Source organism: Novosphingobium silvae (assembly GCF_009856825.1).
GTDB lineage: Bacteria > Pseudomonadota > Alphaproteobacteria > Sphingomonadales > Sphingomonadaceae > Novosphingobium > Novosphingobium silvae.
On the sequence record NZ_WVTD01000003.1, the window covers coordinates 301009 to 313599 of the forward strand.

Sequence of the window (12591 nt, forward strand, 5' to 3'; positions counted from 1 at the left end):
CCCGGCAGCGAGCGGGTCGCCGCCGCTACCGCTGCCGTTATACTGAGGCGCTGACGGTCTTGATGAGGAGCGCCTCGTCGCCGGACGCGACGGCGAGCAGGCGGTCGATGTTCGGGTGTGCGCCGGAGCGGCTGCGCGCGTCTTGCGTGTGTTCGCCGAACACGGCCAGCCCATGTTCCGCCGCCGCCGCATCGAGAGCGGGGAAGACCTGCCCCAAGTACTGGTAGACGGCGAGCGAGCCCTGCTGGCCGGGCCGGTTCTCGATCATGGCGACGGTGACGCCCGAGGGATCGACCAGTTCGATGCGCTCCAGACCGTCTATGGAGGGCAGCATCGCCAGATTGTCCTTGAACGTCGCTCCGGGTTGGACTGCCTGCACTTCAACGAACTCCTGACCTGTTGCGCAGGCCTCTTGCAGCTTCTGCGCCAGGCCGCAACCACGGTGCCACGCAAAAGGCGCAGGAAGCCATGCTCCCTGCACCCTTTGCGTTCGCCCCTGCGTCAGCTTGCCGGAGCCGCCCCGGCGCACAAAGGTCAGGCCGCCGCGCGCTGGCCGGCGGTCGCCTCCAGATTGAGCAGGTCGGCCATCTCGAAAGCCAGCTCGATCGACTGCGCGCCGTTGAGACGCGGGTCGCAGTGGGTGTGGTAGCGGTCCTTCAGCGCCTCGTCCGTGATGGCGATGGCGCCGCCGGTGCATTCGGTCACGTCCTGTCCGGTCATCTCGATGTGGATGCCGCCCGCATGCGTGCCCTCGGCGCGGTGGACGGCGAAGAAGCCGCGCACTTCGGCGAGGATGCGGTCGAACGGACGGGTCTTGAAGCCGCTGTCCGACTTGATGACGTTGCCGTGCATCGGATCGCACGACCAGACCACCGGATGGCCCTCGCGCTTGACGGCGCGGACCAGCTTGGGCAGCCCCGCCTCCACCTTGTCGTGGCCATAGCGGCTGATGAGCGTGATGCGCCCCGGCTCGCGCGCGGGGTTCAGCGTGTCGAGCATGCGCAGCAGCGCGTCGGGCTCGAGGCTGGGGCCGCACTTCATGCCGATGGGATTGCCGACACCGCGCAGGTACTCGACATGGGCGGAGCCTTCGAAGCGGGTACGGTCGCCGATCCACAGCATGTGGGCCGAACAGTCGTACCAGTCACCCGTGAGCGAATCGCGGCGGGTCAGCGCCTGCTCGTAGGGCAGCAGCAGCGCTTCGTGGCTGGTGTAGAAGTCGGTGCCCTGAAGCTGCGGAACCGAAGTCGGGTCCACGCCGCAGGCGGCCATGAAATCGAGCGCCTCGCCGATGCGGTCGGCCATTTGCGAGAACTTCTCGCCCCAGGGGCTGCGGCCGATGTGGTCGAGCGTCCACTGGTGGACCTGGCGCAGGTTGGCATAGCCGCCGTGCGCGAAGGCGCGCAGCAGGTTCAGCGTCGCCGAGGACTGGGTATAGGCGCGCAGCATGCGCTCGGGATCGTTGCGGCGCGCCTCGGCATTGCCCTCGATGCCGTTAATGATGTCACCGAAGTAGCTGGGCATCTCGACGCCGCCGACGACCTCGGTCGGGGCCGAGCGCGGCTTGGCGAACTGGCCGGCCATGCGCCCCAGCTTCACCACCGGCTGCTTGCTGGCGAACGTCAGCACCACGGCCATCTGTAGCAGCACCCGGAAGCTGTCGCGGATATTGTCGGCGCTGAATTCGGCGAAGCTCTCGGCGCAGTCCCCGCCCTGGAGCAGGAAACCGCGGCCTGCGGCAACCTCTGCAAGGTCGGCCTTCAGGGCGCGGGCTTCACCGGCAAAGACGAGCGGCGGAAACTTCGCAAGCGTGGCCTCGACCTCGCCCAGCTTCGCCTGATCGCCATAGACCGGGAGGTGGCGCGCCTCATGCGTCTTCCAGCTCTCCGGTGTCCAGTTGCTAGCCACTTGTCTTAACTCCTGATGCCTCACGCCCCGTGCGCGGACCTGCCGCCATTCGCGGACAAGAGCGCGCCCATAACGCCTGCGAGAAATTTTTGCAAAGCCGGGATGGCGATATGAGTAATCGGGTTTTGCGTCGGCGCTGGGGACGCGCCGGATCCGATCCGACGCGCCTCCCGAACGCCGTGCGCCCGGGCCTTACCTGCGCGCCACTTTCTCGCCCTCGTCCTTGGGCATGACCTCGAGCCGCCAGGAGTTGTCCTTGCCCAGATAGCGCGCCGCCAGCGCCTGCATCGCCTGGGGCGTGGTGACGGTATAGTCGGTCAGCACGGTGCGAACGGTGCCGATGCGGGTGGGATCGGTGGTCGCGCCTTCGAGCTGGCTCATGAAGAACGAGGTGCTCGACGCGGCGCGCGTCACCTGCTGGCGCAGCGGCTCGGTGACGAGCGCGAGTTCGTCGGCCGAGGGCGGGTTGTGGATCAGGTTCTGCGCGATCTCGTCGGCGGTCTGGAAGAACAGCGGCACCGACTTGGGATCGAGCTGCGCCATCGCGGTGATCGATCCGCCCGCCGCAAGGTCCACCGGCCAGCTCGAGAAGACATAAGGCGCGTAGGACACGCCCAGCTTCTCGCGCACGGCATCCATCAGGCGGTTGGTGAAGAGCTGCGTAAGGATTTCCAGCTGCCGCGATTCGCGGATGCCCATGACGCCGCCGCCCGTCGGCCACGAGATCACCGCCGCCGCCTGATCGGGATCGCCATGGTGGACGAGGGTCACCGGCTTGTCCGATGGCTTGGGCGCCGCAACCTGCGCGCTGGCGGGGCCGGCGGCATAGGGCTGGCGGGCCTTGAGCGCGCCGAAGGTCTTCTCCAGCGCGGCGATCGCGGCGGCCTTGTCGAAGTCGCCGAAGATCTGCACTTCGACCGGGCCTTCCTTCAGCGCCTTGCTCCACACGCGCTTGAAGCCCGCGGGCGTGGTCGCCTCGATCTCATCCGGGGTGGGCGTCGCGAAGCGGGCGTCCTGGCCGCGCTGATAGAACTGCAGGTCGCGGTTCAGCACGCCCTGGGGCGAAGTGGCGAACGTGGCGTACTGGATCTTCGCCGCCGCCTTGGCGCGCAGCACCGGGTTCTCGTCCCAGCGCGGCAGGTCAAGCTTGGCGGCGAACAGGTAGAGCTGGTCGGCAAGGTCCTGCGGGCGGGTTTCGGCGGACAGCTCGAAAGCGGCGTCCTGGACCTCGAAGTTGAAGCCCATCTTGCGGCCGGTGGAGATCCGGTCGAGGTCGTCCTGGCCCAGCGTCGCGAGGCCCGAACCCACCAGCGCGAACTGGCCAAGCGTGATATAGGCCGCGTCCTTGGGATCGACCGAGCGGTAGCCGCCGCCGAAGCGCGTCTTGACCATGACCCGGCCCGGCTCCTCGGCCACCGGCCAGAGCAGCGCCTTGACGCCGTTCGCGAAAGTCAGCTGCTCGATCTCGAGAAGCCCGGTCGGCGCATCGGCAGTGGCCTTGGCGGGCTTGCCGATGGCGGGCAGCTTCTCGAACGAGACCGGAGCAAGCGCCGTGCGCACGCTGGCATCGGCCTTCACCGGCTCCGCCAGGGCAAGCTGCAGTTCGCGGTCGGTCGCCTTGCCTTCTTCCTGCACGGTGAACAGGCCGCGCGTCACCGTGCCGGTGAAAAGCTGGCGCGTGTGCCTGAGCACGGCATCGGGCGTGAACAGCGCCTGGGACTCGCGGAAGATGCGCAACACGTCGTTGGGCGCGGCCACCGTCTCGCGGATGTCGAGCGCGTTGACGAGATCGTCGGCGAGCTTGGAGCCGGGCAGGATGCGCTGCTGCTCCACCGGAACCTGGAAGGCGACGTCAAGCTCGGCAGCCTCGCGGTCGATCTCGGCCTGCGTGGGCGGACGGGTGAGGGCATCGGCGATCACCGCCCGCACGTCGCGCAGCGCGGCGCGCCAGTCATCCCCGAGCGGCGTGACCGAGACGAACGTCGCGTCGGCCGAGCGCGAGACATCGTCCTGGTTGACCGAAGCCGAAAGGAAGCTGCCGCCCGCCCTCGCCTTCGATTCCAGACGGCGGTTGATGATGGCCTGCGCGATCGCATCGGTCATCAGGCCCTGGTTGTAGGCGATGTTGTCGGTCACCTGCTTCCAGGGACGCAGGACGGCATACATCAGCGAAGGCGGAAGGTCCGGCTCCACCAGCACGCGCGTCTCGCCCACCGGGTTGCGCGGGTCGGCGCCCTTGGGAGCGGCGGGCTGGCCGAAGCTGGGCGCAGGCGTCTGCCGGCCCTTGACCGACCAGTCGGCGAACCACTTCTTCACGTAGGATTCCAGCATGGCGGGGTCCATGTCGCCCGCGACGATCACCGCCACGTTGTCGGGCCGGTACCAGCGCGAATAGAACGCGCGCACGCTTTGCGGCGTGGCCGAGGTCAGCGATTCCACCGTGCCGATCGGCTCGCGGTTGGCCAGTGGCTGCCCGGCGTAGAGCACCTTCTGCATGGCGTCCTGCACGCGCTTGGAGGCGCCGCCGCGCTCGCGCATCTCGGCCAGCACGATCGGCAGGTCGGACTTCAGGTTGGATGCCGAGAGCGTAGGCGCGGTGACCATGCCGCTCATCAGCTTGAACGTCTCGTCGAGCGAGGTGGGCGTGGCGTTGGGCAGGTCCAGCTTGAACACGGTCTGCGTGGTGGAGGTGACGGCGTTGGTGTCGCTGCCGAACGTCGCGCCAAGGCGCTGGAACGCGGCGATCGCGGTGCCCTCGGGAAGGTACTTCGACTGGCGGAACAGCATGTGCTCCAGCAGGTGCGCATAGCCGCGCTCGGCATCGGTCTCGTAAAGCGAGCCGGCATCCACGCGGATGCGGATCGAGACCTGGCCCGGCGGCACGCCGTTCTTGCGAACCGCATACTTCAGGCCGTTCGAAAGTTCGCCGAAGTGCCACTCGGGATCGCGGGGAATGTCGCTGCCGCGATAGAGCCAGGGATCCGCCTGCCCCACCACAGGCGCCGCCATCGGCGCTGTCGACGCAGCTCCCGACGCCACGCTCGATGTTGGGCCCGATGCGGGTGAAGCCTCCTGGGCAAGCAAGGGCGGAATCGGGGCCTGCGCAAGAAGGAGCAGGCAGGCGAGCGAGCGGGCGGCGCGCGGAGAGGATGTCATCACGAAAGATATAGGGTCGCACTTGCTTAAGCACCAGTGAATAGAACCGTCATCGCAAGCGGCTTTGTCCCTCGTCCGGTTGCGGTTGGACTTGACCCTTGGGTCACTTCTCCTACATCGCCAGGATCATGTTCATCGAAACCGAAGCCACGCCCAATCCCGCGACGCTCAAGTTCCTGCCCGGGCGGCAGGTGATGCCCGCCGGAACCCGCGAATTCACCTCGCCCGAGGACGCGGCGGCCTCGCCGCTCGCCGAAGCGCTGTTCGACCTTGGCGACGTGACCGGCGTGTTCTTCGGCACCGGCTTCGTCTCGGTGACGGCGGCGCCCGGCGTCGAGTGGGCCTCGCTGCGCCCGCAGGTCGTCTCGATCCTGCTCGACCATTTCGTGTCCGAGGCGCCGCTTTTCGCGGGCGGCACTGCCGGGGGCTTCTCCGTCCCCGCCGAAGAGGACGAGGACTATGGCGACGATCCCGCCGATGCCGACATCGTCGCCCAGATCAAGGACCTGATCGAAAGCCGCGTGCGCCCCGCCGTCGCCAACGATGGCGGCGACATCGTCTATCGCGGCTTCCGCGAAGGCGTGGTCTACCTGTCTATGCAGGGCGCGTGCTCGGGCTGCCCCTCCTCGTCGGCAACGCTCAAGCACGGCATCGAAAGCCTGCTCAAGCACTACGTCCCCGAAGTCAGCGAAGTGCGCGCGGCCTGACCGCCGCGCACGGACCCGGCGTGACGGAGCCTGCCCACGACCCCGCTGCCCCGACCTCGCAGGGGGCCGATGCCGCGACCACTCTCGTGATCGACAGCGCCACCGACGCCTGCTCGGTCGCGCTTTTCTCGGGCACGCAGCTCGTCGCGGGCGATCATCGCGTGCTGGGACGCGGACACGCCGAAGCGCTGGTGCCGATGATCTCGGCCCTTCCCGGCCGTGGCCGCGCCGCCCGCATCGCCGTCGCCCTCGGCCCCGGCAGCTTTACCGGCGTGCGCGTCGGGATTGCCGCGGCCCGGGCGCTCGCCTTCGCCTGGAGCGCGCCGCTCGTCGGCTACCCGACGCTCGCGCTCGTTGCAGCGATGGCCCGCGAGGCGGAAGGCGACCAGCCCGTCGCCGTCGCGATGACAGGCGGGCATGGCGAATGGTTCACGCAAGGCTTCGCCGCAGGCGGCACCGTGACGCGCAAACTCGCCTCGCAGCGCCCCGCAGATGCCGCCGCCAGCGCCGTGGAAGCGCTTGTCGCCGGCAACCAGGCAGAAGCGCTCGTCGCCGCGCGCGGGCATGGCCATGCGCTCGCCCTCTGGCCCGATGCACGCGCGTTCATGCGGCTCGATCCCGCCGTGCTCGTGGCCGAGGCGCACCCCCTCTACGGCCGCGCGCCGGACGCGAAGCTGCCCGCGAGCGCTGCATGAACGACGACGTCGACCGGATCATGGCAGTCATGAGCGCCGCCTTCGACCCGGTCTTCGGAGAAGCCTGGAACCGCCGCCAGGTGGAAGACGCGCTCGCCTTCGGCACGTGCCACTACGCCCTCGTCGATCCCGCCGGCGTCCCGTTCGTCGATGGAGGCAATGCGGCGGGCTTCTTCATGTCGCGCACCGGCTACGAGGAAGAGGAACTGCTGCTACTTGCGGTTGATCCACAGTATCGCCGACGAGGACTTGGCCGATCGCTCCTCGACACTCTGCGCACCGGCGCGAGTGGGCGCGGCGCCCGCCGTCTTCTTCTGGAAATGAGACGAGGCAATCCCGCCGAAAGCCTTTATAGAGGATTTGGCTTCTACTCGATCGGAGAACGACGCGAATATTACCGCACTCCGGGTGGTGAACGCCTTGATGCCGTCACCTTTGCATGTGACATATCCTGATCGGCACCTTTTATTCTGATCCAGGCCAGTACATTGGCAAAGATAAGTCGTATTATGAGGCCAATTCAACTTGCGATTCTGTGCTGAATCGTCCAGTGGTCCCGACCGGCAAGCCCAACGAGCCTGCATCTCCCAAACTAGACTGGTCGCACCAAAGGACAATTAAAAAATGGATAATATCCAGCCCGACATCAACGAAACGCTCATCACGCTGGCTTCCGATATCGTCGCCGCACACGTGAGCAACAACAGCGTTTCGGTCGAGGATCTTCCCACGCTCATCACCAACGTCTACGGCGCTCTTGCCGGTCTTGGCACCACTGCCCCGGTCGAGGAAGAAAAGCCCGAGCCGGCCGTCTCGGTCCGTTCGTCGGTCAAGCCGGACTACATCGTGTGCCTTGAAGACGGCAAGAAGCTCAAGATGCTCAAGCGCCATCTCATGACGCACTACAACATGACGCCGGAAGACTATCGCGCGCGCTGGAACCTGCCCGCAGACTATCCGATGGTCGCTCCCAACTACGCCGAGAAGCGCCGCGAACTGGCGAAGAAGATCGGCCTTGGCCGCAAGTCGACCGCACGCCGCGGCCGCAAGCCCAAGACGGCCGCCGCCTGAGCCGCGAACCCGCCACTGGACGGCCCTGACAGGGCCCGACCCGCGACAGCTCTCAGGGCATCAGCACCTGCGCCCCCTTCCGGAAACGCGATTTCCCGGGGACAAAGATGCCCTGCACTGCCGCAGCCCGGTGACAGGCCGCCCATCGCGGTTGTGATTGCAGGCGCACCGCCCTATCTAGGCCGGTGCGCCTCTTTCATATAAATACAGGTTTCCCGTGCACCAGCCCATCGACATCGAAGCCCTTTGCGCCGAGCGTGGCCTGCGCATCACCGAGCAGCGCCGCGTGATCGCCAAGGTCCTTTCGGAAAGCACCGACCATCCCGACGTCGAGAAGCTGCACGAACGCGCTACCGCGATCGACCCGGGCATCTCGATCGCCACCGTCTACCGCACCGTGCGCCTCTTCGAGGAAGCCGGCATCCTCGACCGTCACGACTTCGGCGACGGGCGCGCCCGCTATGAGGCGGCTCCCGAAGCGCACCACGATCACATGATCGATGTCGAAAGCGGGCAGGTGATCGAATTCGTCGATCCCGAACTCGAAGCGCTGCAGCGCCAGATCGCCGAGCGCCTCGGCTTCCGCCTTGTCGACCACCGCATGGAGCTCTTCGGCGTCCGGCTGGAACGTCCCGAGGGCGAAGTTCCCGCTCGCAAGTAAGCGCAAGGTGGCAGGCGCCCTGTCCGACGGCCGGAGCGCCGTTCCCGCCTGGGCCTGGCCGCTCGTCGCGCTTCGGCTGACAGGGCTGCTGGCGCTGCTGCTGCTCTGCGTGCCGCTTTACTATGCCCTCGCGCCTTTCACCCGGCGCAACCCGGCCCCGCGCCTGTTCCTGCGCGGGGTGGCGGCGATTGCCGGAGTGCGCCTGCGAACGCGCGGCACCCTTTCTTCGCGGCGCAGCTTCATCGTCACCAACCACGTCAGCTGGATCGACATCCCCGCGCTTGCCGGAACCACCGGCACGGCTTTCGTCGCGCATGACGGGCTGGCGCAGATCGGTCCGCTGCGCTGGCTTTGCGCGCTCAACGACACCGTGTTCGTCGCCCGGCACGAGCGGCGCAGCGTGGCCGCGCAGGTCGCGCAGGTGCGCCAGGCGCTAGGCGAGAGCGGCACCCTGACCATCTTCGCGGAAGGGACCACGTCGGACGGCAGCGGCACCTTGCCGTTCAAGTCCTCGCTGCTTTCCGCGCTCGAGGGAGAGGCGCAGTCGGTGGCGGTGCAGCCGGTATGGCTGGATTACGGCTCCGACGCGCGTCGCATCGCCTGGGTCGGAGACGAGCCCGGCCTGGACAATGCCTTGCGCATCCTTGCCCGGCCCGGCGGAGTTGATCTCACCATCCATTTCCTGCCCCCGTTGGAGGCGCACGAACGCGCCGACCGCAAGGTCATGGCCACCGCCGCGCGCGCCGCGATTGATGGCGCCATCGCCCGGTTGCGAAGCCACGCTTGACTTGTTTAACCATTTAGGTTATACGCCGCAGCATCGATTGCGATCCTTGGGATCACGATCGAGCAAGCGGCGGGCCGGGAGCGTGTAGCTGACGCTTCCTTCGTTCCCGGCGCGGTCGGCGCTTCGGTCGTGGACACCGGAACAGCCACAAAGGGATGCGTGGACGAAGATGAGGGTATGCCCTCAGGGAAGACGGCATGGGATGCGAGCCCTGCCCGTCACCCCCGCGCACCGCACGGGCTCGGCCATCGGGAGTTCTTCATAGCCTCTCCCTAGGGCCCTCGGCGAACAAAAGGTTTGAACCGGCAGCCCTTGCGTGATGCCCGCAAGGAACCCCAGCGCCGACCGCCTTGCCGTCCGCTGAACCTTTCCCCCAGCGTTATCCCGCATTCGCCAGCGGGCGATTGGCCGTGCCTGCCTCAGCGCGTGGCGTTATAGGCCAGCTGGCCCTCGTCCAGCTGGAAGCCGATCAGCACTTCGAACGAGGCGCGTGCGAGCGCCGCCTTCACTTCCGGATCGGCAAGCGGATCGACGGCGGCATCGGTGTCGCCGGCCTTGCGCTTGCGGGTGATGCGCTCGCGGATTTCCTGCGGGAGAGTGGCGGCGCCGCGATCGATGAAGGCGTTGACGGTGCCGCTCGCCTGCGCGCGCTGTGCGCCGTCCGCGAAGTCGAGCGTGACGGTGCCCACGCGCTTCGACACCACCGAGGAGCCCCCCTGCAGCACCGAGACGAAATAGGGCAGCGTCACCCGGCGCGCGCCCGCCGTGTCGTTGCGCCGTGCCAGGACCTGGAACGAGATCGCCGCGGTCACCTTGTCGGCGCCGGCCTGGCTGCCGTCGTTGCATTGCGAGCGCACGTCGGTCATGTTGGCGACCAGATCGATGTTCTGCGCGGTCCGGTCGTTGGGAACGCGGAAAGTCGTGATGTCGCCCGTGTATTCCGGGATGCCCACGGCGGGGCAGGCGGTGCGGACCGAAGTGATGCCAACGCCCTGATCGACCACGATCTCCCCCTTGGTCTTGCACCCGGACAGCGCGGCCAGCGCGGCTGCGGAGCACAGGACAGTGGCAGTCAGGCGGCGTGCATTCATCGTCACTTCCTCGAATGGCATGCGCTTGCCCTAGCGATGCAAGCGGCAAAGCGCTAGAGGGCGGATCATGAACGCGCCCTTTCAGTCCACGAGCCCTTCGGTTTCCGAAGCCGGCGAAGGCCAGCCGCCCATTCGCCTCCTGATCGCCGCGCCGCGCGGCTTCTGCGCCGGTGTCGACCGCGCGATCGAGATCGTGGAGCGGGCGATCGAGATCTACGGGGCCCCGGTCTACGTGCGGCACGAGATCGTCCACAACAAGTTCGTGGTCGACAATCTCAAGGCCAAGGGCGCGGTCTTCGTCGAGGAACTGGACGAAGTGCCTGATGGCGTGCCGGTGATCTTCAGCGCCCACGGCGTGCCCAAGGCGGTCCCCGCCGCCGCCACCGCGCGCGGGCTGGATTGGCTGGACGCCACCTGCCCGCTCGTCAGCAAGGTCCACCGTCAGGCCGAGCGCCAGATCGAGGCCGGGCGCCACATCCTCTTCATCGGCCACGCGGGCCATCCCGAGGTCATCGGCACCTTCGGCCAGGTTCCCGAAGGCAACATGACGCTGGTAGAGACGGAGGAGGATGTCGCCACGCTGACGTTCCCCGAAGGGACCGAGCTGTGCTACCTCTCGCAGACCACGCTGTCGGTCGAGGATACCGCCGCGATCATCAGGGCGATCGAAGCGCGTTTTCCCGGCGTGGCCGCCCCCAAGGCGGAAGACATCTGCTATGCCACCTCGAACCGGCAGGCCGCCGTCAAGCAGATCGCGCCCCAGTGCCAGCTGGTGCTGGTGATCGGCGCGCCCAACAGCTCGAATTCGCTGCGGCTGGTCGAAGTGGCGCAGCGCGAAGGCTCGGTGGCGCGGCTGATCCAGCGCGCGAACGAGATCGAGCCGGAATGGCTTGCCGGGATCGACACGATCGGCCTCACCGCCGGCGCCTCCGCGCCCGAGGAGCTGGTCAACGAAGTGATCGCCCGCATCAAGGAACTGCGCCGGGTGGAGGCGGAGGAATTCGTGACCACCAAGGAACACATGACCTTCAAGCTCCCCCGCCAGCTGGTGCGCTGAACGGCATGGCAGTCTACACAAGGCTCGGCGCCGAGGAGATGGACGGCATCATCGCCGCCTTCGACGTGGGCACGCTCACCTCGGCCAAGGGCATCGCCGAGGGCGTTTCCAACAGCAACTGGCTGATCGAGACGCAGGACACGGGCGGCACCAGCCGCCGCTTCATCCTCACCATCTACGAAAGCCGGACCGAGGTGGCCGAGCTGCCGTTCTTCCTCGGCCTGCTCGACCATCTCGCCGCCGCAGGGGCGCCCGTGCCGCGCACGATGCACGACGGCACCGGCGCAAGCCACCGCCTGCACCGCACCCCGCAGGGCGACAAGGCGCTGGCGCTGATCGAATTCCTGCCCGGCGTCTCGGTCTCGGAGCCGACGCCCGGCCAGGCCCGCGCGGTAGGCGGCGCGCTGGCGCAGATCCACCTCGCGGCGGCCGACTTCCCCGGAACGCGGGCGAACTCGCTGGCGCTGCCGCAATGGCAGCAGCTCCTGAACGACTGCGGGCGCGAGGGGCTCGAATCGATCGACCCCGATCTTGCGCGCCTGGTCGAACGCGAGCTGGCGCTGCTCGCGGCGAACTGGCCCGCCGGGCTGCCTTCGGGCGTGATCCATGCCGACCTGTTCCCGGACAACGTGCTGATGCTGGGTGATACCGTCACCGGCCTGATCGACTTCTACTTCGCCTGCACCGACCTGCTCGCCTACGACGTCATGGTCACGCACGCCGCCTGGTGCTTCACGCCCGACGGCACGCAGTTCCTGCCCGAACTCTCGCAGGCGCTTATCGAGGGCTACTGCGCCGTGCGTCCGCTGGGCGATGCCGAGCGCGCCGCCCTGCCGGTGCTCGCCCGGGGTGCGGCGCTGCGTTTCCTCGCCACCCGCGCCTACGACTGGCTGAACACGCCGGCCGACGCACTGGTGACGCCCAAGGACCCGATGGCCTTCGCGCGCCGCCTGGAATTCTATGCGGACCCGGCCAATGCCGGCGTCTTCGCCGGGGGCATCCTTGCATGAAGCAGGTCGAGGTCTTCACCGACGGCGCCTGCAAGGGCAACCCCGGCCCAGGCGGCTGGGGCGTGCTGCTGCGCATGGGTCCGCACGAAAAGGAAATGTCGGGGGGCGAACCGGCGACCACCAACAACCGCATGGAGATGACCGCCGCGATCAAGGCGCTGAACGCACTGATCGAACCGTGCGAGGTGACGCTCCATACCGACAGCAAGTACGTCATCGACGGGATCACCAAGTGGGTCCACGGCTGGAAGAAGAAGGGCTGGGTCAACGCCAGCCGCCAGCCGGTGCGCAACGCCGACCTGTGGCACGAGCTGATCGAGGCCGCCGGGCGCCACAAGGTCGACTGGCAATGGGTGCGCGGCCACTCCGGCCACGTCGAGAACGAGCGGGTCGACAAGCTCGCCAGCGACGCGGCCAAGGCTGCCGCCTAGGCCCGCGACCGCCGCCC

At 67.7% G+C, this 12591-nt stretch carries 13 protein-coding genes; 9 read left to right on the plus strand and 4 right to left on the minus strand.

Translation table 11 applies throughout. The features are described 5' to 3' along the window. Positions 1-37: 37 nt before the first annotated feature. From GR702_RS06440 to GR702_RS06450, 3 genes are all read right to left on the minus strand, one after another. Positions 38-379 carry a DUF2322 family protein gene (locus GR702_RS06440; RefSeq protein WP_337192539.1) on the minus strand — a complete coding sequence of 114 codons (342 nt, stop codon included), beginning with the start codon at positions 377-379 and terminating at the stop codon, positions 38-40. A gap of 155 nt (positions 380-534) precedes the next feature. After that, entirely contained in the window at positions 535-1908 is a 1374-nt protein-coding gene (locus tag GR702_RS06445; RefSeq protein ID WP_160985134.1) for a class II 3-deoxy-7-phosphoheptulonate synthase, read from the minus strand. 192 nt (positions 1909-2100) lie between these two features. Then, positions 2101-5064, minus strand: a complete 2964-nt coding sequence (locus GR702_RS06450; protein WP_160985186.1) for a M16 family metallopeptidase — start codon at positions 5062-5064, stop codon at positions 2101-2103. Positions 5065-5192: 128 nt separating this feature from the next. Here GR702_RS06450 and GR702_RS06455 point away from each other — a divergent pair, with 128 nt between their 5' ends. The 6 genes from GR702_RS06455 to GR702_RS06480 all read left to right on the plus strand — a co-directional run bounded on the left by GR702_RS06455 (position 5193) and on the right by GR702_RS06480 (position 8985). Continuing rightward, positions 5193-5771: a NifU family protein gene (locus GR702_RS06455; protein ID WP_160985187.1), complete on the plus strand. Its 579-nt coding sequence runs from the start codon at positions 5193-5195 to the stop codon at positions 5769-5771. A 20-nt stretch (positions 5772-5791) separates the two neighbouring features. Continuing rightward, entirely contained in the window at positions 5792-6466 is a 675-nt protein-coding gene (gene tsaB, locus GR702_RS06460; protein ID WP_160985135.1) for a tRNA (adenosine(37)-N6)-threonylcarbamoyltransferase complex dimerization subunit type 1 TsaB, read from the plus strand. Beyond that, a complete protein-coding gene (locus GR702_RS06465; protein ID WP_160985136.1) occupies positions 6463-6921 on the plus strand; it encodes a GNAT family N-acetyltransferase in 459 nt (152 codons plus the stop codon). Before tsaB ends, GR702_RS06465 begins: the two co-directional genes overlap by 4 nt. Before the next feature lie 169 nt (positions 6922-7090). Next, entirely contained in the window at positions 7091-7537 is a 447-nt protein-coding gene (locus GR702_RS06470) for a Ros/MucR family transcriptional regulator (RefSeq protein WP_160985137.1), read from the plus strand. Positions 7538-7754: 217 nt separating this feature from the next. Beyond that, entirely contained in the window at positions 7755-8198 is a 444-nt protein-coding gene (locus GR702_RS06475; RefSeq protein ID WP_160985138.1) for a transcriptional repressor, read from the plus strand. A 7-nt stretch (positions 8199-8205) separates the two neighbouring features. Further along, positions 8206-8985, plus strand: coding sequence for a 1-acyl-sn-glycerol-3-phosphate acyltransferase (locus GR702_RS06480; protein WP_160985139.1), 780 nt, complete (start codon positions 8206-8208; stop codon positions 8983-8985). A 419-nt stretch (positions 8986-9404) separates the two neighbouring features. On the opposite strand, the gene GR702_RS06485 is transcribed toward GR702_RS06480, so the two are convergent. Continuing rightward, on the minus strand, positions 9405-10076 hold the full coding sequence (locus GR702_RS06485; protein ID WP_160985140.1) for a hypothetical protein: 672 nt from the start codon (positions 10074-10076) through the stop codon (positions 9405-9407). A 67-nt stretch (positions 10077-10143) separates the two neighbouring features. Between GR702_RS06485 and ispH the strand changes: the two genes are divergently transcribed. Genes ispH through rnhA form a run of 3 tightly spaced genes read left to right on the plus strand, consistent with a single transcriptional unit; the run spans position 10144 to position 12574 of the window. Then, positions 10144-11133, plus strand: coding sequence for a 4-hydroxy-3-methylbut-2-enyl diphosphate reductase (ispH, locus tag GR702_RS06490; protein ID WP_160985141.1), 990 nt, complete (start codon positions 10144-10146; stop codon positions 11131-11133). 5 nt (positions 11134-11138) lie between these two features. Next, the gene (gene thrB / locus GR702_RS06495; protein WP_160985142.1) at positions 11139-12143 is read left to right on the plus strand and encodes a homoserine kinase; all 1005 of its coding nucleotides are present in this window, start codon (positions 11139-11141) and stop codon (positions 12141-12143) included. Beyond that, entirely contained in the window at positions 12140-12574 is a 435-nt protein-coding gene (gene rnhA, locus GR702_RS06500) for a ribonuclease HI (protein WP_160985143.1), read from the plus strand. Before thrB ends, rnhA begins: the two co-directional genes overlap by 4 nt. The last annotated feature ends 17 nt before the right edge of the window (positions 12575-12591 follow it).

Coding starts and splice junctions, on each gene's coding strand:
- GR702_RS06470 (WP_160985137.1), top strand. CDS start 7,091: ATGGATAATATCCAGCCCGACATCAACGAAACGCTCATCACGCTGGCT.
- ispH (WP_160985141.1), top strand. CDS start 10,144: ATGAACGCGCCCTTTCAGTCCACGAGCCCTTCGGTTTCCGAAGCCGGC.
- GR702_RS06450 (WP_160985186.1), bottom strand. CDS start 5,064: ATGACATCCTCTCCGCGCGCCGCCCGCTCGCTCGCCTGCCTGCTCCTT.
- GR702_RS06455 (WP_160985187.1), top strand. CDS start 5,193: ATGTTCATCGAAACCGAAGCCACGCCCAATCCCGCGACGCTCAAGTTC.
- rnhA (WP_160985143.1), top strand. CDS start 12,140: ATGAAGCAGGTCGAGGTCTTCACCGACGGCGCCTGCAAGGGCAACCCC.
- thrB (WP_160985142.1), top strand. CDS start 11,139: ATGGCAGTCTACACAAGGCTCGGCGCCGAGGAGATGGACGGCATCATC.
- GR702_RS06485 (WP_160985140.1), bottom strand. CDS start 10,076: ATGAATGCACGCCGCCTGACTGCCACTGTCCTGTGCTCCGCAGCCGCG.
- GR702_RS06465 (WP_160985136.1), top strand. CDS start 6,463: ATGAACGACGACGTCGACCGGATCATGGCAGTCATGAGCGCCGCCTTC.